This is a genomic window from Phaeobacter sp. S60, from assembly GCF_000826845.1.
Classification (GTDB): domain Bacteria; phylum Pseudomonadota; class Alphaproteobacteria; order Rhodobacterales; family Rhodobacteraceae; genus Phaeobacter; species Phaeobacter piscinae.
Genome location: NZ_JSWJ01000021.1, coordinates 25,156 through 44,569 on the forward strand (window position 1 = coordinate 25,156; position 19,414 = coordinate 44,569).

At 59.4% G+C, this 19,414-nt stretch carries 24 protein-coding genes; 12 read left to right on the forward strand and 12 right to left on the reverse strand.

Annotated features, from left to right (window positions below; all coding sequences use genetic code 11):
• Window positions 1-36 precede the first annotated feature (36 nt).
• From acpS to folK, 6 genes are all read right to left on the reverse strand, one after another.
• Window positions 37-468: a holo-ACP synthase gene (gene acpS, locus OO25_RS17880; RefSeq protein ID WP_040176077.1), complete on the reverse strand. Its 432-nt coding sequence runs from the start codon at window positions 466-468 to the stop codon at window positions 37-39.
• 59 nt (window positions 469-527) lie between these two features.
• Window positions 528-1,289, reverse strand: a complete 762-nt coding sequence (locus OO25_RS17885) for a pyridoxine 5'-phosphate synthase (protein ID WP_040176034.1) — start codon at window positions 1,287-1,289, stop codon at window positions 528-530.
• Window positions 1,290-1,388: 99 nt separating this feature from the next.
• A complete protein-coding gene (locus OO25_RS17890) occupies window positions 1,389-2,042 on the reverse strand; it encodes a DUF2062 domain-containing protein (protein WP_040176032.1) in 654 nt (217 codons plus the stop codon).
• Between the two features lie 33 nt (window positions 2,043-2,075).
• The gene (locus tag OO25_RS17895; protein ID WP_040176031.1) at window positions 2,076-4,208 is read right to left on the reverse strand and encodes a bifunctional (p)ppGpp synthetase/guanosine-3',5'-bis(diphosphate) 3'-pyrophosphohydrolase; all 2,133 of its coding nucleotides are present in this window, start codon (window positions 4,206-4,208) and stop codon (window positions 2,076-2,078) included.
• A gap of 40 nt (window positions 4,209-4,248) precedes the next feature.
• Entirely contained in the window at window positions 4,249-4,602 is a 354-nt protein-coding gene (rpoZ, locus tag OO25_RS17900) for a DNA-directed RNA polymerase subunit omega (protein WP_014876064.1), read from the reverse strand.
• A 92-nt stretch (window positions 4,603-4,694) separates the two neighbouring features.
• Complete coding sequence (gene folK / locus OO25_RS17905; RefSeq protein ID WP_040181728.1) at window positions 4,695-5,264, reverse strand: 2-amino-4-hydroxy-6-hydroxymethyldihydropteridine diphosphokinase; 570 nt, start codon at window positions 5,262-5,264, stop codon at window positions 4,695-4,697.
• Between the two features lie 139 nt (window positions 5,265-5,403).
• On the opposite strand from folK, the gene OO25_RS17910 reads away from it, so the two are divergent.
• The 7 genes from OO25_RS17910 (at window position 5,404) to OO25_RS17940 (ending at window position 9,973) form a co-directional block, all read left to right on the forward strand.
• Window positions 5,404-5,973: an NYN domain-containing protein gene (locus OO25_RS17910; protein WP_014876066.1), complete on the forward strand. Its 570-nt coding sequence runs from the start codon at window positions 5,404-5,406 to the stop codon at window positions 5,971-5,973.
• Between the two features lie 185 nt (window positions 5,974-6,158).
• Entirely contained in the window at window positions 6,159-7,109 is a 951-nt protein-coding gene (gene ispH, locus OO25_RS17915) for a 4-hydroxy-3-methylbut-2-enyl diphosphate reductase (RefSeq protein WP_040176027.1), read from the forward strand.
• A gap of 121 nt (window positions 7,110-7,230) precedes the next feature.
• The gene (locus OO25_RS17920) at window positions 7,231-7,848 is read left to right on the forward strand and encodes a LysE family translocator (RefSeq protein ID WP_040181729.1); all 618 of its coding nucleotides are present in this window, start codon (window positions 7,231-7,233) and stop codon (window positions 7,846-7,848) included.
• Window positions 7,845-8,297, forward strand: coding sequence for a DUF3429 domain-containing protein (locus tag OO25_RS17925; protein ID WP_040176023.1), 453 nt, complete (start codon window positions 7,845-7,847; stop codon window positions 8,295-8,297). Before OO25_RS17920 ends, OO25_RS17925 begins: the two co-directional genes overlap by 4 nt.
• On the forward strand, window positions 8,294-8,893 hold the full coding sequence (locus OO25_RS17930; protein ID WP_040181730.1) for a bifunctional 2-polyprenyl-6-hydroxyphenol methylase/3-demethylubiquinol 3-O-methyltransferase UbiG: 600 nt from the start codon (window positions 8,294-8,296) through the stop codon (window positions 8,891-8,893). The genes OO25_RS17925 and OO25_RS17930 overlap by 4 nt, the downstream gene beginning before the upstream one ends.
• Entirely contained in the window at window positions 8,886-9,353 is a 468-nt protein-coding gene (gene rnhA / locus OO25_RS17935; RefSeq protein ID WP_024095768.1) for a ribonuclease HI, read from the forward strand. Before OO25_RS17930 ends, rnhA begins: the two co-directional genes overlap by 8 nt.
• On the forward strand, window positions 9,350-9,973 hold the full coding sequence (locus OO25_RS17940; RefSeq protein ID WP_040176019.1) for a trimeric intracellular cation channel family protein: 624 nt from the start codon (window positions 9,350-9,352) through the stop codon (window positions 9,971-9,973). Before rnhA ends, OO25_RS17940 begins: the two co-directional genes overlap by 4 nt.
• A gap of 17 nt (window positions 9,974-9,990) precedes the next feature.
• Here OO25_RS17940 and OO25_RS17945 read toward each other — a convergent pair whose 3' ends face one another.
• The 5 genes from OO25_RS17945 to def (OO25_RS17965) form a co-directional block, all read right to left on the reverse strand.
• Window positions 9,991-10,227, reverse strand: a complete 237-nt coding sequence (locus OO25_RS17945) for a hypothetical protein (RefSeq protein WP_040181732.1) — start codon at window positions 10,225-10,227, stop codon at window positions 9,991-9,993.
• A 13-nt stretch (window positions 10,228-10,240) separates the two neighbouring features.
• Window positions 10,241-11,146 carry a methionyl-tRNA formyltransferase gene (gene fmt / locus OO25_RS17950; RefSeq protein ID WP_040181734.1) on the reverse strand — a complete coding sequence of 302 codons (906 nt, stop codon included), beginning with the start codon at window positions 11,144-11,146 and terminating at the stop codon, window positions 10,241-10,243.
• Between the two features lie 69 nt (window positions 11,147-11,215).
• Complete coding sequence (gene def, locus OO25_RS17955; protein ID WP_040176014.1) at window positions 11,216-11,713, reverse strand: peptide deformylase; 498 nt, start codon at window positions 11,711-11,713, stop codon at window positions 11,216-11,218.
• Window positions 11,710-12,219, reverse strand: a complete 510-nt coding sequence (def, locus tag OO25_RS17960) for a peptide deformylase (protein ID WP_040181736.1) — start codon at window positions 12,217-12,219, stop codon at window positions 11,710-11,712. The genes def (OO25_RS17955) and def (OO25_RS17960) overlap by 4 nt, the downstream gene beginning before the upstream one ends.
• A gap of 72 nt (window positions 12,220-12,291) precedes the next feature.
• The gene (gene def / locus OO25_RS17965) at window positions 12,292-12,810 is read right to left on the reverse strand and encodes a peptide deformylase (protein ID WP_040176010.1); all 519 of its coding nucleotides are present in this window, start codon (window positions 12,808-12,810) and stop codon (window positions 12,292-12,294) included.
• Between the two features lie 97 nt (window positions 12,811-12,907).
• Here def (OO25_RS17965) and OO25_RS17970 point away from each other — a divergent pair, with 97 nt between their 5' ends.
• A complete protein-coding gene (locus OO25_RS17970) occupies window positions 12,908-14,080 on the forward strand; it encodes a MalY/PatB family protein (RefSeq protein WP_040181739.1) in 1,173 nt (390 codons plus the stop codon).
• A 154-nt stretch (window positions 14,081-14,234) separates the two neighbouring features.
• Here the strand turns inward: OO25_RS17970 and OO25_RS17975 are convergent, their stop codons facing one another.
• Window positions 14,235-14,597 carry a hypothetical protein gene (locus tag OO25_RS17975; protein ID WP_040181741.1) on the reverse strand — a complete coding sequence of 121 codons (363 nt, stop codon included), beginning with the start codon at window positions 14,595-14,597 and terminating at the stop codon, window positions 14,235-14,237.
• Window positions 14,598-14,923: 326 nt separating this feature from the next.
• Here OO25_RS17975 and OO25_RS17980 point away from each other — a divergent pair, with 326 nt between their 5' ends.
• The 4 genes from OO25_RS17980 (at window position 14,924) to OO25_RS17995 (ending at window position 19,403) form a co-directional block, all read left to right on the forward strand.
• Window positions 14,924-15,898 (forward strand): glutathione S-transferase family protein, encoded by a 975-nt coding sequence (locus OO25_RS17980; protein WP_040181743.1) that lies wholly within the window; start codon window positions 14,924-14,926, stop codon window positions 15,896-15,898.
• Between the two features lie 431 nt (window positions 15,899-16,329).
• The gene (locus OO25_RS17985) at window positions 16,330-17,283 is read left to right on the forward strand and encodes a threonine-phosphate decarboxylase (RefSeq protein WP_082035360.1); all 954 of its coding nucleotides are present in this window, start codon (window positions 16,330-16,332) and stop codon (window positions 17,281-17,283) included.
• On the forward strand, window positions 17,280-18,191 hold the full coding sequence (gene cbiB, locus OO25_RS17990; protein ID WP_040176001.1) for an adenosylcobinamide-phosphate synthase CbiB: 912 nt from the start codon (window positions 17,280-17,282) through the stop codon (window positions 18,189-18,191). Before OO25_RS17985 ends, cbiB begins: the two co-directional genes overlap by 4 nt.
• A gap of 39 nt (window positions 18,192-18,230) precedes the next feature.
• Entirely contained in the window at window positions 18,231-19,403 is a 1,173-nt protein-coding gene (locus OO25_RS17995) for a lytic murein transglycosylase (protein WP_040181745.1), read from the forward strand.
• The last annotated feature ends 11 nt before the right edge of the window (window positions 19,404-19,414 follow it).

The following is a 19,414-nucleotide window of genomic DNA, read 5'->3' on the forward strand; positions in this document are numbered from 1 at the left end:
GGGTCCGGCGCTACATGCGGGGCCGATCCGGGTAAGTCAAGCATCGCCCGGCGTCGCAAGCGGATCACGAGCGATGGGACGCGCCTCAATCACCACAAAGGCCTGCGCCCAGGGGTGGTCGTCGGTCAATGTCACATGAATGATGGCCTCGTGCTCCGGCGGCGTCATCCTGGCCAACCGATCGGCGGCCCAGCCCGTAACATGCATAACAGGCTGGCCTGTGCGCAAGTTGGAAACCGCCATATCTTTCCAAGCGATCCCCATGCGCAGACCAGTACCAAGCGCCTTGGAACAGGCCTCCTTTGCAGCCCAGCGTTTGGCATAGGTGCCCGCAACATCCATCCGCCGCTCGGCCTTGCGCTGTTCGGTATTTGTGAAAACACGGTTTTTGAACCGGTCGCCAAACCGGTCCAAAGTGCGCTGAATACGCTCAATATTTGCCAGGTCAGTGCCTACACCCAAGATCATGCCCCGATCAAAGGCGATCTGACTGACACTGGCAAGGGCCATGGTGGCCTGAGGAGGTGCTAACCTCGCGCCTCGTCCATCAGGCGGCGCATTTCGGCAATGGCTGGGGTCAACCCTCTGAAGATCGACTCGCCAATAAGGAAATGACCGATGTTCAATTCACGCACCTCGGGGAAAGCGGCGATAGGCTGTACACAATCATATGTCAGGCCGTGTCCGGCGTGGACCTCCAGCCCCAGTGAATGCGCAAAGCTCGACATCTCGCGCAGGGCGGCCAACTCGGCGTCGCGTTTGGCAAAATCGCCCTCCGCGTGGGCATCGCAATAGGCCCCGGTGTGCAGCTCAATGACCTCGGCCCCGATGCGGTGGGCGGCCTCAATCTGGCGCTGATCCGCAGCGATGAAGATTGACACCCGGCACCCGGCCTCCCGTAGCGGCGCAATATAATGGGCCAGCTTATTCTCCTCGCGGGCCACTTCCAGCCCCCCCTCGGTGGTGCGCTCTTCGCGTTTTTCCGGCACGATGCATACCGCATGGGGTTTATGTCGCAGAGCGATTTTCTGCATCTCTTCCGTTGCCGCCATTTCAAAGTTCAATGGCACGCTCAGGGCGTCCATCAGCCCGTCGATATCGGCATCGGTGATGTGGCGACGATCCTCTCGCAGATGCGCCGTGATCCCGTCAGCGCCGGCCTCCTCGGCCAGTTTGGCCGCCCGTACCGGATCCGGCGCCAAGCCGCCGCGCGCGTTGCGCACGGTGGCCACGTGGTCGATATTCACACCAAGCCGCAGCCCGGCAGTTTGCAAGGACGTCTGTGCCATGGGTTCAATTTCCTACTAGAGTGCCTTTCGCCTGAGACTAGGCGCTGCGGAGGCAAGGGCAAGCCCGGAAACCACCAAATTGTGCCTTGGCGTGACGGCTCAGCTGCCACTGTCGCTTTCAGCGTCCAGAGAGGCGCGTTTCTTGATAATATCGAACTTCGCCTTGATCTTGGCACGGCGGCGCTGCTGATAGGCCCGGATCACCGGCACGCTGAGCACATAGCAAACCGTTGCCGTAATGATACCCGGAATAACGCCACCGACAAGATAGGGGTAAAACACCTCGTGGTAGAACAGGGTCAGGCCCTGCCAATCCGCCGGGCGATCGGTGACCAGCGCAATCAGATTGTCAAACAGATCATCACCCGCCGCCAGGAATTTCCCGACCAGAGACTTGTCCACGTCGGCATCGAATTCGGTTCCCAGAATCCAATGTCCGGTCTGCAGCGAGGCAACGCCAATCGGCACATATGTCAACGGATTGCCAAAGAATGTTCCGCTGAGCGCCGCCAGGATATTGCCGTTCATCAGCCGTGCGATGATTGCAGCCACAACGAAGTGCATGCCGTAGAACGGGGTAAATGTGGTGAAGACGCCAGCCCAAACGCCGCGGGCGATCCGCTCCGGCGAATCGGGCAGGCGGCGGACACGGTGCTTCACGTAGTGAAATGCGCGCCCCCAGCCGCCACGTGGCCACAAAAAATCGGCAACCGCGCGCAGAGGCGGACGTCTATCACGGCGCCTGAATACCAAAGATACGCGTCCTTCCCAAATCCTACTGAACGGCTACCCGAGCTTTGGGCGGCTTTCCGGCAAATCGCGGAACCGAGCAACGGCAGCGACATCGCTCTCGGCTTCCAGCATCAACATCAGCGAATGCAGCTGCTCCACATCCCGCAGTTCGACATTAATCATCAGCCGGTAAAAGTCTGGTTTCCGATCGACAAATTCAAGGTCTGAGATATTGGCCTTTTTCTCACCGATCAATGTGCAAATGCGTCCCAGCACACCGGCGTCATTGCCGATGGTCAGCTCCAGCGTCACACCATAGACCGCCGGGTGGGTTCCGCTATGCCAATGCAGGTCGACCCAGCGTTCGGGCTGGTCCTCCACCTCTCCCAACGCGTCACAATCTGCGGCATGCACCACAACGCCACGCCCCCGGTAGGTGATCCCAATGATCCGCTCGCCCGGCAAGGGCTGGCAACAGGGCGCACGCTCAAAGCTCTGCCCCGGCTCAAGACCAATCACTGCCCGGCGAGGAGGCACTTCATCACTGTCGTCTGCGGCCAGCTCCGGGTAAACGGCCTGAACCACATCATGAGCCGTGAGAACGGCTGCCCCGAGACGGGCCAGCAACTCATCCACCGTACTGACACGGAGAGCGCGCGCCGCTGTTTCCAGCGCCTTATCCGTGGCCTTGCGGCCGACATGTTCAAAGGCGGAGCGCGCCAGCTCATGGCCCAGTTTCACAAACCTGGCCCGGTCCGCTTCACGCAGGGCGCGGCGGATCGCGGTACGCGCCTTGCCGGTGGTCGCAATGTCCAGCCAACTCACCTGCGGGGTCTGCCCCTCAGCAGTGATGATCTCAACCGACTGGCCATTGCGCAAACGGGTCCAGAGCGGCACGCGGATTGCATCCACCTTGGCCCCCACGCAGGCATGCCCGATGCGGGTGTGGATTGCATAGGCATAATCAATCGGCGTCGCCCCTTTGGGCAGTTTGATCACATCCCCCTTGGGTGTGAAGCAGAACACCTGATCCGAATACATCTCCAGCTTGACCGCTTCGAGGAACTCATCGTGATCCTCCTCCGCGTCGAACTGTTCCGTGAGGGACGCAATCCATTTTGCGGGATCAACGGCAAAGGGATTCTCGGACCGCACACCATCGCGATAGGACCAATGTGCCGCTACACCGGTTTCGGCCACATCATGCATCTGGCGGGTGCGGATCTGCACCTCGACCCGCTTGCCATCACGCCCGGAAACGGTCGCGTGGATTGACCGATACCCGTTGGATTTTGGCTGGCTGATATAGTCTTTGAAACGGCCGGGGACCGCCCGCCAGCGCTGATGGATGGCTCCCAGCGCGCGGTAGCAGTCTTCCTCGCTCGCCGTGATGATGCGGAACCCGTAGATATCAGAGAGCCGCGAAAAGCCCTGATCTTTTTCCTGCATCTTACGCCAGATGGAATAGGGTTTCTTCGCGCGGCCAAATACTTCGGCTTCAATCCCGGTCTTTTCAAGCTCCGCCCGCATGTCGCCGGTGATGCGGTGGATCACGTCACCTGTTTCGCGCTGCAACGTGACGAAGCGGCGGATAATCGATTGGCGCCCTTCAGGATTGAGCACACGAAAGGCCAGATCTTCCAGCTCCTCGCGCATCCATTGCATCCCCATGCGGCCAGCCAGCGGCGCATAGATGTCCATGGTCTCGCGCGCCTTTTGGGCCTGTTTGTCCGGGCGCATCGCCTTGATGGTCCGCATATTATGCAGACGGTCCGCGAGCTTGACGAGAATGACCCGCAGGTCTTTCGACATCGCCATAAACAGCTTACGGAAGTTCTCGGCCTGTTTGGTCTCGCGGCTGGACAGCTGCAGGTTTGTCAGCTTGGTCACACCATCAACCAGCATTGCCACCTCATCCCCGAACCGCGTGGAGATTTCGTCGTAGGAGGCTTTGGTATCTTCGATGGTGTCGTGCAGCAGGGCGGTGATGATGGTGGCATCATCCAGCCGCTGTTCGGTCAGGATGGCCGCGACTGCTACGGGATGGGTGAAATAGGGTTCGCCCGAATGGCGAAACTGCCCATCGTGCATCTGCTCACCGAACGCATATGCATCGGCGATCCTGTCCGCATTGGTCCGGGGATTGTAGTTGCGGACCAGAGCAATCAGGTCTTCTGGTGAAATCATTTCCGGTCCGCAGCCTCAGCTCACTATGTCTTGCGACGTCTCAGCCCTGCCCTTGCGCCTCCATCAGCGCACGCAGCAGTTTCTCTTCCGACATGTCATCGGTGGCGGGTTTGTCATTCTCCGCACCCATCAGCAGGGCCATGGAATCATCTTCCGGCTCATCCACTTCGATCTGGGTCTGATTGCTTTCGATCAGACGCTCGCGCAGAGAGTCGGCGCTCTGGGTTTCGTCAGCGATTTCACGCAGGGATACGACAGGGTTTTTGTCGTTGTCCCGTTCAACCGTCAGCGCGGCGCCAGCCGAAATCTCACGCGCGCGGTGCGCGGCGAGCATCACCAGCTCAAAGCGGTTGGGAACCTTGTCTACGCAGTCTTCAACCGTCACGCGGGCCATAGGCGACTCTCCAAATCAAAATAAGTCCAGAAGGGTGACTTCTAAAACCAAAGCTTTCTCTTGACAAGCGCCGAATGGGGCGCATTGGCGGCTCAGACCGGGGAAATCTCACTCAAATCCGACATTGGCAGCGCAGCGCAGAGCTCACGGACCGTCTGACCGAGAATCGGGTGCCGCCAATCCGGTGCGATATCCCGCAACGGGACGAGAACAAAGCCGCGATCCTGAAGCCGTGGGTGCGGTATCAGCATCTGACCCGGCGCCTCCTGCATTTGCTGATCAAGCGGCAGATCTTTCCAACGTTCGAAGGTGGCCACATCGGGACAGATCAGATCATCATAGGCGATCAGGTCCAGATCAAGCGTCCGCATCCCCCAGCGCTGCACACGGCGGCGGGCAAAGTCTGCCTCAACCTGATGCAACAGATCCAGTAAGGCACGCGGCGACAGATTAGTGCGTATGGCAATCGCCGCGTTCACATAGTCAGGGTCGGACCCGGCCGGAAAACAAGGCGTACGATAGAACCGCGACACCGCCGTCAGCCGGATGTCTGATTCGGACAACTGCTCAACAGCCCCTATGAGGGTATGGACCACCGACTGCTCGCCGATAGGCAGGTTCCCCCCCATGGCAATAAGCGCCTCTGACCGGATTTCGGTCATTTTTGCCCTCGTTTCTTAATCCCGACACACTTGCGGCAAATGTCAAATAACCTACATTAAGTCCACCCGTTTTAGCGTATTTCAGCATTCACTCACGGAACCTCACTGCTGGGACGGACCTACCGGAAGGACATATTTGATGTTTTACAAGGACGAACGGCTTGCGCTGTTCATCGATGGCTCGAACCTTTATGCCGCCGCAAAGGCGCTGGGGTTTGACATCGATTACAAGTTGCTCAGGCAGGAATTTATGCGCCGGGGCAAACTTCTGCGCGCCTTTTACTACACAGCCCTGCTGGAAAATGATGAGTACTCTCCCATCCGGCCTTTGGTGGACTGGCTGCATTACAACGGCTTCACCATGGTGACCAAACCGGCCAAGGAATACACCGACAGCATGGGCCGCCGAAAGGTGAAGGGGAATATGGATATCGAACTGACGGTCGATGCCATGGAACTGGCGCCGCGCGTCGATCATATCGTGCTGTTTTCCGGTGATGGCGATTTTCGCCCTCTGATCGCCAGTTTGCAGCGGCAGGGCGTACGGGTATCCGTGGTCTCTACCATTCGCAGCCAGCCACCGATGATCTCGGACGAGTTGCGCCGCCAGGCCGACAATTTCATCGAATTGGAAGAGTTGAAGGACGTGATTGGTCGCCCCCCCCGCGAACAAAGCGATCCGCGTTCGGTGTCGGCCGCAAGCGGCTGATATCAATCTGGTGCCGACGACGCGCTTCGGACATGGCAGACATAGCCCGCAGCAGTGCTCCCCACTGGCTGCGGGCTTTCGTTTGCGCAGCGCGCGCCATTTGACGCATCAGCAGCACAAGTCCGTTGTGCAGCACTGGACCTTGCCGACAGAAAGTCCTAGCTCTGAGCCGTAAGGAGACCGCGATGACCAAGCCACCCCTGACGCTATATCTAGCCGCACCACGCGGTTTCTGTGCCGGTGTCGACCGGGCCATCAAAATCGTTGAAATGGCGCTCGAGAAATGGGGGGCGCCGGTCTATGTGCGCCATGAGATCGTCCACAACAAATATGTGGTCGATGGGCTGCGGGATAAGGGCGCCGTTTTTGTCGAGGAACTGGACGAATGCCCCGATGACCGTCCGGTGATCTTCTCCGCCCATGGTGTGCCGAAGTCTATCCCAGCAGAAGCTGATCGGCGCCAGATGATCTATGTCGATGCGACATGCCCGCTGGTTTCAAAGGTCCACATAGAGGCCCAGCGTCATGCTGAAAACGGCCTCCAGATGATCATGATTGGTCACAAGGGCCATCCGGAGACTATCGGCACTATGGGGCAGCTGCCCGATGGAGAAGTGCTGTTGGTTGAAACGCCGGATGATGTGGCCACCGTGGCGGTACGTGACCCCGACAATCTGGCCTATGTCACCCAGACGACCCTGTCAGTGGATGACACCAAGGATATTGTCGCAGCGCTGCAGGCACGCTTCCCCAATATCGTCGGGCCGCACAAGGAAGATATCTGCTACGCCACCACCAACCGTCAGGAAGCGGTCAAGGAAGTCGCCCCCAAGGCAGATGCCCTGCTGGTGGTCGGCGCGCCGAATTCGTCGAACTCCCGCCGTCTTGTCGAAGTCGGCGCAAAGGCTGGCTGCCAATATGCACAGCTGGTGCAGCGCGCCGAAAACATCGACTGGCGCGCACTTGAAGGGATTTCCTCGGTGGCCATCACTGCCGGAGCCTCAGCCCCTGAATTGCTGGTGAATGAGGTGATCGACGCCTTCAAAGAGCGGTTCGAGGTCACCGTTGAGTTGGTCGAAACCGCAATTGAGCGGGTCGAGTTCAAGGTTCCCCGGGTTCTGCGCGAACCCGCCTGACGCAATCGCAACTTGCCCCTGCAGCCGCTTTACATGTCTGCAGGGTTTCTTTGCCTTGCAACTGATCAATAGCCGATTACCCTTGGCCAGAGCTATATTGTCTGCCCAAGGAGTTGGTCGATTGATTTCACTGCAATTTCTGATCACCGCATTTGTCGTTGTCCTCGCACCTGGAACAGGGGTGCTCTACACGCTGGCGCTTGGCCTTGGTCAGGGACGGCGCGCCGCAATCTGGGCCGCAATTGGCTGCACCTTTGGCATCCTGCCCCATCTTGCGGCCGCCACATTAGGTTTGGCTGCGGTTCTGCACACATCGGCACTGTTGTTCCAAGCCGTGAAGATTGCTGGCGTTCTCTATCTTCTCTATCTCGCGTGGCAGATGCTGAAGGCGGATGGTGCCCTGTCGCTGTCCAATGCGCCCACAGCGCGAGACCGGGGCGTGAAAATTGCCAAGCGCGGGGCAATGATCAACATTCTCAACCCGAAGCTCTCGGTGTTTTTTCTGGCTCTTCTTCCCCCCTTCCTCTCGGGCACGCCTGAGACCGCAACGCAGGAAATGGTGATCCTTGGACTTATCTTCATGGCGATGACCTTTGCGGTTTTTGTTCTCTATGGCCTGTTCGCAGCCCAAGCCCGCAACCTGATCCTGGGATCCGACATCGTGGTGAAATGGTTCAACCGCAGCTTTGCCGGTCTGTTTGCCGCTTTGGCAGCAAGGCTTGCGATGGAGCGCGCATGAGTCGGATCCCGCCCGCACCACTGATCCTGGGTCTCGCCGGGGTGATACCTTTTGTTTGGGGGGCGCTGACGACGCAGTCCCCGTCCCTACAGGCCTGGGGGGCCAGTCATCTTGGCCCGCGGTTTGTCGGCCCCTATGTGCAGCTGTTCTACGGCTCCGTAATCCTCAGCTTCATGTCCGGTGTGCTGTGGGGATTTGCGACCAAGACATCTGGAATGCGGGCGACAACGGGCTATGCGCTGTCGGTGCTGCCCGCACTCTGGGCATTCTTTATGACAGGCGGTGGTCCAACCAGTGCGGGCATCAATCTGATCTACGGCTTCGCCGGGCTGTTGCTGCTGGATTATGCTTTTTCCGTCTGGCGTCTGACGCCATCATGGTGGATGCAACTGCGACTGCTGCTCACATCTATCGTGATCGCCAGCCTGGCCGTAGGCGTGTACCTATGAGCGAACCGGACCGCACGACACTGGAAATCTACAACAGCAAGGCTGCGGAGTATGCAGACCGCAACGAGATCCACTTGCGGCAGGATCCACGTCTTGGGGAGTTCATCGCCGCTTGTCTGCCCGGTGGTCAGGTGTTGGATCTGGGCTGCGGTCCGGGCACGTCCAGCGCAGTTATGGCATCCGCCGGCCTGCGGCCCCTGGCGATGGATGCTTCGGCTGAAATGATCGCGCTGGCGGATCAGCTCCCCGGAGTTCAGACCCAGCTCGCCAGCTTTGATGACCTCTCCGGCATCGACATCTACGATGGTGTCTGGGCCAATTTCAGCCTGCTGCATGCCCCGCGCGCCGACTTTCCCCGCCATCTGCGCGCCATCCGGCGGACATTGCGATCCGGTGGCCCCTTTTACATTGCGCTGAAGCTCGGTAAGGGCGAGGCCCGGGACGCCATTGGGCGGCTCTACACCTATTATGAGGACGACGAATTGAAGGATCTGCTGCGCTCAGCCGGCTTCACACCCACCAACAGCACCACAGGCGAAAGCGCCGGATTGGACGGGGCAATGGCACGCTGGATTTCGGTGGCCTGTCATGGCTGAGCTGTTCGCCTACACCGATGGTGCGTGCTCCGGCAACCCCGGCCCCGGCGGATGGGGTGTGTTGCTGCGGGCAATGGATGGCGAGACCATCGTCAAGGAAAAGGAGCTGAGCGGCGGCGAGGCCGAAACCACCAATAACCGGATGGAACTGCTGGCGGCAATCAACGCGCTTGAAAGCCTGGCGCGACCGTCGACGCTGACGGTTGTCACCGATTCCGCATATGTGAAGAACGGTGTTACCGGGTGGATTCACGGCTGGAAGCGCAACGGTTGGAAAACCGCCTCCAAGAAACCGGTGAAAAACGTCGAGCTGTGGCAGCGACTTGACGAGGCTCAGCGTCGGCATGATGTCACGTGGGAATGGGTCAAGGGCCACGCAGGCCACCCCGAGAACGAACGCGCTGATGAGCTGGCGCGCGCAGGCATGGCCCCCTTCAAACCCGGCAAAGCCAAAGCATGACCATCCTCACCCTTCTGGACTACGCCTCCGTTCTGGTCTTCGCCGCCTCTGGCGCGCTGGTGGCCAGTCGGGCGCAGCTGGATATCGTTGGCTTTGCCTTCGTGGCCTGTCTGACCGCTGTCGGCGGGGGCACGGTGCGGGATCTCCTGCTGGATCGGCATCCGGTGTTCTGGATCGGGGATTCCACCAACATCCTGCTGGCGGCCGCTGCTGCGGTGCTGGTATTTTTTACCGCCCATCTGGTGGAGAGCCGGTTGCGCTGGGTTGTCTGGCTTGACAGTTTTGCTCTGGCAGTGGCGGTGTCTGCCGGTACCGGCGCGGCCATTCTGACAGAACAGCCGCCCGTGATCGTGGTGCTGATGGGCATGGCAACCGGCACGCTGGGTGGGCTCATGCGGGATGTGGTCTGCAATGAGGTGCCGCTGGTTTTGAAGCAGGGGGAGCTTTATATTTCCTGCGCGATGGCTGGCGCGATCACCGCCGTGATCAGCATCGCCTTTGGCCTGCCGACCCGCTGGGCCTTGGTGGCCTGTGCAGTGGTGTGTTGGGTTCTGCGGGCAGGTTCCATCACCTTTGGTTGGCATCTGCCGGTCTATCGCTCGCGCCCGCCACGTAGCTGATCCCGCCTCTCAGCCCCTTAGCGGCGCCAATGAAACGGCACTATGATCAGCGCACCGATTGAGGCAGCGATTGCGTTCCATCCCGGCGCCCGAAATCCTATTCCGAACATGATAACCGCAAAATGAAACAGGAACGCGCCGCTGACACAGATGATGATGGAAGACAGATAGCCGTTCTGGGTGAAGCCAGTTTTCTCCGCAAGGTAGCCAACAATCCCAGCAATCACCACGCTGCCGAAAAGAGCTAGAAACATCACCTGCCCCCCCTTAAAGCTGTGTGCCAGCAGTGACAGAAAAGCCGCGCAAAAAGATCTCTCGCGCCTGTGCACCCTTGCCCGCGCGCTGCAACTTCAGCAGCTCAACCGCGCCCTCACCGCAGGCGACCCGCAAGGTGTCATCCAGAACTTTGCCCGCCGCCCCGGCACCATCGACAACACGTGACGCCAGAAGTTTCACGCGCTGGCCGTCAATCTCGCACCAGGCACCGGGAAATGGGGATAGCCCGCGGATCTGCTGATCAACCTCGCTCGCCGGGCGGGTCCAATCCACCCGGGCCTCCGCCTTGTCGATCTTGTGGGCGTAGGTCACACCATCGTCCGGCTGCACCTCTGGTGTTAGCCCCGGCAATTGTGTCAACGCCCGCACGATCAGGTTCGCACCCATTTCGGACAGGCGGTCATGTAACTCAGCCGTGGTTTCCTCTGCGCCGATATCTGTCGCCTCGCGCATCAGAACTGGCCCGGTGTCCAACCCGGCCTCCATCTGCATGATACAAACCCCGGTCTGCGCATCCCCCGCCATGATCGCACGGTGGATCGGCGCCGCCCCACGCCAGCGCGGCAAAAGGCTTGCATGGATGTTGAGGCACCCTTGACGTGGCGCGTCCAGCACGGCCTGCGGCAGGATCAAACCATAGGCAACCACAACCGCCACATCGGCGTTTAGCGCTGCAAACTCGGCCTGCTGCTGCGCCTCCTTCAGGCTGACCGGGTGACGGACCTCAAGCCCCAGCGCCTCCGCCCGGGCGTGAACCGGTGTGGGCCGATCCTTCTTGCCGCGCCCTGCCGGGCGAGGTGGCTGACAATAAACGGCAGCAATCTCATGGCCCGCCTCAACCAGCGCATTGAGCACCGGGACAGAGAAATCTGGTGTCCCCATAAAAACAATACGCATATGTCGCCCCTTCACTCTGAATTTGCCCGCCCGAAACAGGCTCTAACTTGGGGAAACCCCGATTGATTTTCAGCCGCTCAGCTTCTTCGCCTTGCGGATCAACATATCGCGCTTCACCTTCGACAGCTTGTCGAAATACATCTTGCCGTTCAGGTGATCGATCTGGTGTTGCACGCTGGTGGCTTCAATCCCAACGAAATCCCGCTCAACCGTGGCACCGGTTTCATCCATGTAGCGCACAGTGACCGCACGGGGGCGTTTGATCTTGGCCGCGACGCCGGGCAGGTTCGGACTGGCTTCCTCATGCTCACGCAGCGCGACCGAGGCATGCAGGATTTCAGGATTGGCCAGACGGACTGCCCGCCCGCGCTCGCTGGACCCATCCACCACCGCAAGCCGCTGCAACACACCGATCTGATTGGCGGCCAGACCGACGCCGGGCATCGCCTCCATTGTGTCGATCATGTCCTGCCAGAGGGCGAGCGTTTCATCGGTGATTTCGCTGACCTCCTCGGCGCGGCTGCGCAGATGTTTGTCAGGCCAAGGCAGGCAAGGGCGCACAGTCATCGGGTTGTCTCCAGATAAGTTTCATAGGTGGCGACAGCAGCAGCACGTGCCGTGGGGGACACCCTGTCGAAGGTCACGCGCCCCTCAAGGTGATCATATTCATGTTGCACGCAGGCGGCGGCGAATCCCTCAAACCGGCGTTGATGGCGGACCCCTTGCAAATCAGTCCAGGCCAGATCGACCCAGGCCGGGCGCGTGACATCAAGGCTGACACCTTTGATCGACAAACAGCCCTCAGACATTGTGGCCATCTCCTCCGACAGCGCGACAATGTCCGGGTTGATGCAGACAAGCGGGTCGCGCGCACCTTCTTTCCAGGTGGTGTCCATCACGAACAGCCGTGCCAATACGCCAACCTGTGGCGCAGCCAGCCCACGCCCCGGTGCGGCATACATGGTATCGAGCATATCGCGGGCAAGCGTTTCGACGTCTCGCGGTGCGGCGACTGGGGCTGCCGGGGCGCTCAGCACCGGATCGGGCCAAGCCCTGATAGGGAGAACTGCCATTTCGTTCACCTTTCCCGAGAACACGCACCAAATTTTGACCCACGCTCAGCCTCATAACGGGCCGCTGCGCTGTCAGCCGCGGCCACGCTCACGTTTCAGTTTCTGCATCTTCCGGGTGATCATCTGCCGCTTCAGCGGTTTCAGGTAGTCAATGAACAGCTTGCCATTCAGATGGTCGATCTCATGCTGGACACAGGTGGCCCAAAGCCCGTCGAATGTCTCCCGCTGAGCATTGCCATCGCGATCCATCCATTCGACCTCAACCACCTTGGGGCGGGTCACCTCGGCATATTGGTCGGGAATCGACAGGCACCCTTCCTCATAGACGTTCGCCTCGTCCGAAGACGCCACGACTTCGGGGTTGAACATGACCAGCGGGCGCGCCGGACCGTCCTCTTCCTTGACGCAATCGAGCACGATCAGCCGATCCAGCACCCCGATCTGCGGCGCAGCAAGCCCAATACCCGGCGCAGCGTACATGGTTTCCAACATGTCATCGGCCAGCCTACGCAACGCATCGGACATATCCGGTACGGCTGCACAAACCTTCTTGAGGCGGGGATCAGGGTGGATCAGGATCGGACGTTTCATGCCGCTGATTTAGGCCATTGACGCCCGCCCTGCAACGCCCCCCTTGCGCGTGGCTGGATTGCCGTTAGCTTCGCCCGGGAACAACGGGAGTTCAGACATGGATTTTGACAAGATCATTGACCGCCGGAACACACATTGCATCAAGTGGGACATGATGGAGGATCTCTACAATGTGCCGCGCGACGAGGGCCTGTCGATGTGGGTTGCGGATATGGATTTCGCAGTTCCATCGGTGGTGACCGACAAGATGCGCGAGATGGCAGACCACGGCGTCTATGGATACGTAAATTGCGACCGCCCCTACAAATCCGCGATATGCTGGTGGATGCAGAACCGCCACGGATGGTCGGTCGATCCGGAGGCGATTTTCACCACCACAGGCTTGGTGAACGGCGTCGGCATGTGCTTGGACACCTACACACAACCGGGCGACGGGATCGTGCTCTTCACACCGGTCTATCACGCCTTTGCCAAGGTCATCCGCAATGCGGGGCGCGAGGTTGTGGAATGCGAGCTGACCGTCAACGACGGACGGTATGAGATGGATTTCGCGGCTTATGACGCACAGATGACGGGCACCGAGAAAATGGTCATCCTCTGCTCGCCGCATAATCCGGTTGGCCGTGTCTGGACCGAGGAAGAGCTGCGCGGCGTTGCGGATTTTGCCAAACGGCACGATCTGATCCTGCTGTCGGACGAAATTCATCACGATCTGGTCTTTGATGGTGCCACACATATCCCGATGCAGAACGCGGCGCCGGATATCACTGACCGCCTGCTCATGCTGACCGCGCCGTCCAAAACCTTCAACTTTGCAGGCATGCACACCGGTCAGGTCATCATTCCGGATCCCGATCTGCGTGCGCAATTCTCTCGCCGGATGCTGGCGCTGGCCCTCTCGCCGAATTCCCCTGGCCAATGGGCAACGGCAGCAGCCTATTCTCCCGAAGGCGCCGCCTGGGTGGATGAGCTGGTGCCCTACCTTGATGGCAATCGCCAGCTCTTCGATGCTGCCGTGAATGAGATTCCGGGTCTACGCTCCACCCGTCTGGAGGCGACCTATCTCGCCTGGGTCGATTTCTCTGGCACCGGCATGAGCCGCGAGGAATTTACGGCGCGGGTAGAACAGAGCGCCAAGATTGCCGCCAATCACGGTCCGAGTTTTGGCACTGGTGGCGACACTTTCCTGCGCTTCAACCTCGGCACGCAACGCGCGCGGGTGGAAGAGGCTTGCGAACGGCTGCGCGACGCGTTCTCCGACCTGCAATAGCAGCGTTGCGGTTGGCAAAGGCCCGGCCCACGTCAGACCAAAACGCCGAGTAGAAACGCAAAGTAGAAAAGGGGATCACGTAGTCGTGGTCCCCTTTCGAATTATTTCACTGGTTTATTTAGTTTGTCAGGTCAGCGCCAAGGCCCAGCCATGCTTACAGCCGCATATCGTCCCGTGCGATCAGTGCAACAGGCGCATCTGGTGCGCGGTAGAAATCCAGTGGGGCCTGATCCGCCGCCGGCGTCGCACGCTTGAACTCATAGCGCATTTCACCCGCTTCTTCATCCGAAGCCACGATCAGACACTGCGAAAGATGGCGGGTTCCATCGTAGAGGTCGATCAGCCCGCGCAGCTGCGGGGCATCTGCCGCCTCTACCGAAAATCCATCTTTCCACATGCGCAGCACGGGAAAGACATGATCACCGGCAGCCACCCGCAGGCGGCTCTTGTTTTTCATACCATCCAGCCGCGCGGCATCCAGCGCGTCCTGTACCGATTGGGGAACAAATGTCGTCATGGCCGTGACCTCTCGATCTGATACCACTCCGACATCGGCCGCCGCGCGACTGACTGCCAGAGCAGGTGGGCATTTTGCCCTGTTCCTTACAAGTGTGAACGCACAAAGGATAAAATCAAGTGAACTTTTTGAGTCATTTCCACGCGTTGGCCGCAGCACCACTTTAGATACACCTGAGTAAACCGCCGATATTTCCCCGTCGCGTCGCAGGCCCGCCACCTGTGCGTTGGCGCAGGGAAGCTGCGCGCCGACGGCCATGGGCGCAGGCGTCTACGCCGCCTAGGTTACAGCGAACAGTATGTATTCACAGCGCATAGGAGTTTTCGATGGGCCTCTTGATTGATGGCGTCTGGCACGACCAATGGTACGACACTGCGTCATCCGGTGGTGCGTTCAAACGCTCGCAGGCGCAGTTTCGGAACTGGGTCACCAAAGATGGACAGGCAGGACCATCCGGCGAAGGTGGCTTTGCCGCCGAAAGCGGACGCTACCATCTCTATGTTTCGCTGGCCTGCCCTTGGGCGCATCGCACACTCATCTTCCGTCAGCTAAAAGCGCTGACCGATCACATCACCGTTTCCGTTGTCCACCCGGACATGCTGGACAAGGGCTGGAGCTTTGAAAAGGACCACCATGGCGCCACCGGGGACCACCTGTTCGGATATGACCATGTGCACCAGATATACACCCGCGCCGACCCGCAATACTCTGGCCGGGTCACGGTTCCAGTTCTTTGGGATAAAAAGGAAAATACCATCGTCTCAAACGAAAGCGCCGACATCATTCGCATGTTCAACAGCGCCTTTGACGAGATCACCGGCAACCACGACGACTATTGGCCGGAGGAATTGCGAGAACCGATTGAGGCCGTGAACAGCCGGGTCTATTCCACCTTGAACAATGGTGTCTACAAATGCGGTTTTGCCACCACACAGGAAGCGTATGATGCCGCGATCGACCCTTTGTTTGACACATTGGACTGGCTGGAAGATATCCTGTCAGAGCACCGCTTCCTTCTGGGTGACAGGCTGACTGAGGCGGACTGGCGGTTGTTTACCACATTGGTCCGCTTCGATCCTGTCTACCATCTGCATTTTAAGTGTAACCGTCGACGTTTGATCGATTATCCACATCTCTGGGCCTACACGCGTGCGCTTTATCAATGGCCGGGAGTGTCAGACACCGTCGGGAGGGAACATATCGTGCGCCACTATCACTACAGTCACGACACCATCAATCCTCATCGGATCATACCAACCAATCCGCGTATCGACTGGATGGCCCCACACCATCGTGACTGAAATTCGGTAGCCACCTCCAAAGAAAGTGACCGGTTGGCCATCAGGTCGTTCACGCATTCGAGGTACGCCATATCCGCAGCGACAATCCGTCGCGTCCGACGCGATTGTCGCCTGACGCGCTGTAAGTGTTGGCCTGAAGCCCCCTTGCGACCAACTCTGATAGGGAAAGCACAGGCGCTCGAATCAATAAAACTTCAGCAATTGCTCTATTCCTGAACCACATCAACTTGGGCAGAACACCCAATACTGACTTCCTCGAATTGCATCCATAAGATGTTTCTTCAACATGAGGCTCGCGGGAATTAGCGAGTTGTTGATCACGAGGAGCTATGGTTGCTTTCTCGTGACTGCTGTTCCATACGGCAGTACTGGGTCAGCATATGGCGTGGCCCTCGGTTCTAGTTCATTGTTTAAGGCCCAAGATGACTGGCATGCTGGATCTGACAGAGGCCCCCCAGCGGGACCACGGCGGCAACCTCAGCGCCGCAATTTCCGAATATGGTGGTGTAGCCAGCGACTGGATCGATATCTCGACCGGGATCAATCCCGTGCCCTACCCGGTGGCTGATCTGACCGTCGCAGACTGGGGTGCTCTGCCCGATCAAGCCGCGCTGAACGGATTGATCACTGCTGCGCGCAGTTTCTGGCAAGTACCAAAAGAAGCGGCAATTCTGGCAGCGCCAGGGGCTTCGGCACTGATCGCGGCAATTCCGGCCTTGGCAGATCCGCGCTGGGTACAGATAACGCCACCGACCTACAACGAACACGCCGCCGCGTTCACTGCTCGCGGGTGGCAGACGGTCACTTCCGGCCCGGCAGAGGCCTGCGTGCTGGTTCACCCAAACAACCCAGATGGCCGCCGCTGGGACGCCGGAGATGTGCAGGCCCCTCTGGTCGTGATCGATGAGAGCTTCTGTGACGTCTGCCCTGCAGAGAGTCTGATGCACCTGGCCGAGCGCCCCGGCGTTGTCATCCTCAAAAGTTTTGGCAAGTTCTGGGGCCTCGCAGGGCTGAGGCTGGGATTTGCCATCGGCGATCCATGTCTGATAGGCGATCTTGCCGCATGGCAGGGGCCATGGGCTGTCTCCGGTCCGGCCCTGCGTATCGGCGCGCAAGCGCTACAGGATGTGGACTGGGCAAACACCACGCGGGCGCGGTTGCAGCAGGATGCAAAACGGCTGGACAAGATAGTGACCGAAAAGGGAGCGAAACTGGTCGGCGGCACCGATCTATTCCGCCTGTATGAAGTGGACGATGCCGCTGCATGGCAGGCCCGGCTCGCCGGCGCTCAAATTTGGACTCGTATTTTCCCATACTCTAAAACCTATCTGCGGCTTGGTCTGCCGACGGGTGAAGGTTGGGCACGGCTTGAGGCCGCTCTGTGACCACTGCCGCCCTGTTGATCCCGGCGCTGCTGCTGGATGCCATTTTTGGGGAGCCGCGCTGGCTCTGGTCACGGTTGCCCCATCCCGCAGTTCTGATGGGGCGTGCCGTGTCCCTCGTCGATCAGACGCTGAACACCGCAAAGCACCGCAAAGCGCGTGGCGTTCTGGCTATAACGCTTCTTGTAGTATCAGCGGGCTGGCTTGGCTGGCTGCTGACTCTGTTCGGCCCCTTGGTTCAAATCTTGGTCGCGGCCATTTTGCTGGCGCAGCGGTCGCTCTGCGACCACATAGAGGCCGTGGCCGATGGTCTGCGTCTTGATCTGACAAAAGGCCGCAAGGCGGTTGCGTTGATTGTCAGCCGAGACACCTCTGGTATGACCACGCCGCAGGTCGCACGTTCTGCCATCGAAAGCGGGGCAGAGAACTTTTCCGATGGCGTAGTCGCCCCTGCGTTCTGGTTTCTGATCGGCGGCCTCCCGGGCCTGATGATCTATAAGATCACCAATACAGCAGACAGCATGATCGGTTACAGAACGCCGCGTCACAGAGAATTTGGCTGGGCGGCTGCCAGGTTGGATGACCTGCTGAACCTAATCCCGGCGCGCCTATCCGCATTGATGATTGCCACCGTTGGCTTGGTCTTGCGTAGCTGGCCTGACATTACTCAGGATGCTCGCTGCCACCGCTCCCCGAATGCTGGCTGGCCCGAGGCCGCAATGGCGCGCGCGATGCGGATCGCGCTCGCCGGTCCGCGATCCTACGATGGGAAACTGCAGGACTTCGCCTGGGTCAACGCCAGTGGCTCCAAAAGCGCCAGCGCCCACAGCATCATGCGCTGCATACACCTTCTATGGGCTTCTTGGGCCTTCGGGCTTGCGCTAACGGTTGCCATTGCCGCGCTGTTGTAGCTAACAAGGGGCAGCACTCTCAAAAAGGACACGCTACCTGTGTTGCGCCCAAGCATTCTCGCCCTTGTCTCATTTCTGCTTCCGCTTCAGGCCCATGCGCAATGTGGTGGCGGGTTTCGCAATTTCGTTCAGCTGATGAAGGAAGAGGCGCTGACGGGGGGCTATGACAGCGCCACGGTCAATCGTTTCTTTGAGAACGTGCGCCAAGATCCCGCAGTCCTAAAGGCCGACCGCGCGCAGGGCGTGTTCCAGAAACCCTTTATCGAGTTTTCGCGCAGGTTGATCTCCAAGAGCCGCCTGGACCGTGGTCAAGCGATGTCGCGTAAATACGACGCAACATTCCGCAGGATAGAGACGACCTATGGCATTGATCGCAGCGTTTTGCTCGCGTTCTGGGCCTTTGAAACCGACTACGGCACCGTGCAGGGAAATTTCAACACGTTGAATGCGCTGGTGACCCTGGCCCATGATTGCCGTCGGCCCGAGTTGTTCCGTCCGCAGGTCTTTGCCGCACTGGAATTGTTCCGTCAGGACAATTTTGATCCGCGCCGCACCACCGGCGCCTGGGCCGGTGAAATCGGCATGGTCCAGATGCTGCCCGGCGATATTCTGGAAAACGGTGTTGATGCCGATGGTGACGGCCATGTCAGCCTCAAGACGTCCGCCCCAGATGCATTGATGTCCGGCGCAAAGATGCTCTCTCATCTGGGATGGCGCCCGAATGAGCCTTGGTTGCAGGAGGTGACGATCCCTGCCGATCTCGACCTGAGCCTTAGCGGTGTTCACCACAAGAGAACAGTTGCTGACTGGCAAACACTGGGCGTAAGCCCTCGTGCGGGTCGACTAGCGGAGCATGACACAAAGGCCGCGCTGATCCTGCCGCAGGGGCATAAGGGGCCTGCCTTCCTCGCCTACCCCAATTTCGACGTCTATTTCGAATGGAACCAGAGCTTTACCTATGTGCTGACTGCCGCATATTTTGCGACCCGGTTGTCGGGCGCTGCGAGCTACGATGCAGGCAATCCAGACACCGGCCTTGCGGCAAAACAAATGGAACAGTTGCAGCGCAAGCTTCAGGCACGCGGTCATGACGTCGGTGATGTTGATGGGATCCTGGGTGCCAAGACACGTGTTGCTGTCCAAAAAGAACAAAAACGCCTTGGCCTCCCCGCTGACGCCTGGCCAACACCAGCGCTGTTGTCGCGTCTCTGATCTATTGGAGG

What these genes read in the sequence shown, in the direction of transcription:
- def (WP_040176014.1), bottom strand. Translation starts at nt 11,713, where the DNA reads ATGACTGTGCGCCCTTGCCTGCCTTGGCCTGACAAACATCTGCGCAGC.
- OO25_RS17940 (WP_040176019.1), top strand. Translation starts at nt 9,350, where the DNA reads ATGACCATCCTCACCCTTCTGGACTACGCCTCCGTTCTGGTCTTCGCC.
- OO25_RS17985 (WP_082035360.1), top strand. Translation starts at nt 16,330, where the DNA reads ATGCTGGATCTGACAGAGGCCCCCCAGCGGGACCACGGCGGCAACCTC.
- folK (WP_040181728.1), bottom strand. Translation starts at nt 5,264, where the DNA reads ATGACCGAAATCCGGTCAGAGGCGCTTATTGCCATGGGGGGGAACCTG.
- rnhA (WP_024095768.1), top strand. Translation starts at nt 8,886, where the DNA reads ATGGCTGAGCTGTTCGCCTACACCGATGGTGCGTGCTCCGGCAACCCC.
- OO25_RS17980 (WP_040181743.1), top strand. Translation starts at nt 14,924, where the DNA reads ATGGGCCTCTTGATTGATGGCGTCTGGCACGACCAATGGTACGACACT.
- OO25_RS17970 (WP_040181739.1), top strand. Translation starts at nt 12,908, where the DNA reads ATGGATTTTGACAAGATCATTGACCGCCGGAACACACATTGCATCAAG.
- OO25_RS17885 (WP_040176034.1), bottom strand. Translation starts at nt 1,289, where the DNA reads ATGGCACAGACGTCCTTGCAAACTGCCGGGCTGCGGCTTGGTGTGAAT.
- def (WP_040176010.1), bottom strand. Translation starts at nt 12,810, where the DNA reads ATGAAACGTCCGATCCTGATCCACCCTGATCCCCGCCTCAAGAAGGTT.
- fmt (WP_040181734.1), bottom strand. Translation starts at nt 11,146, where the DNA reads ATGCGTATTGTTTTTATGGGGACACCAGATTTCTCTGTCCCGGTGCTC.
- OO25_RS17895 (WP_040176031.1), bottom strand. Translation starts at nt 4,208, where the DNA reads ATGATTTCACCAGAAGACCTGATTGCTCTGGTCCGCAACTACAATCCC.
- OO25_RS17910 (WP_014876066.1), top strand. Translation starts at nt 5,404, where the DNA reads ATGTTTTACAAGGACGAACGGCTTGCGCTGTTCATCGATGGCTCGAAC.
- OO25_RS17925 (WP_040176023.1), top strand. Translation starts at nt 7,845, where the DNA reads ATGAGTCGGATCCCGCCCGCACCACTGATCCTGGGTCTCGCCGGGGTG.
- OO25_RS17975 (WP_040181741.1), bottom strand. Translation starts at nt 14,597, where the DNA reads ATGACGACATTTGTTCCCCAATCGGTACAGGACGCGCTGGATGCCGCG.
- ispH (WP_040176027.1), top strand. Translation starts at nt 6,159, where the DNA reads ATGACCAAGCCACCCCTGACGCTATATCTAGCCGCACCACGCGGTTTC.
- OO25_RS17945 (WP_040181732.1), bottom strand. Translation starts at nt 10,227, where the DNA reads ATGTTTCTAGCTCTTTTCGGCAGCGTGGTGATTGCTGGGATTGTTGGC.
- OO25_RS17930 (WP_040181730.1), top strand. Translation starts at nt 8,294, where the DNA reads ATGAGCGAACCGGACCGCACGACACTGGAAATCTACAACAGCAAGGCT.
- rpoZ (WP_014876064.1), bottom strand. Translation starts at nt 4,602, where the DNA reads ATGGCCCGCGTGACGGTTGAAGACTGCGTAGACAAGGTTCCCAACCGC.
- acpS (WP_040176077.1), bottom strand. Translation starts at nt 468, where the DNA reads ATGATCTTGGGTGTAGGCACTGACCTGGCAAATATTGAGCGTATTCAG.
- def (WP_040181736.1), bottom strand. Translation starts at nt 12,219, where the DNA reads ATGGCAGTTCTCCCTATCAGGGCTTGGCCCGATCCGGTGCTGAGCGCC.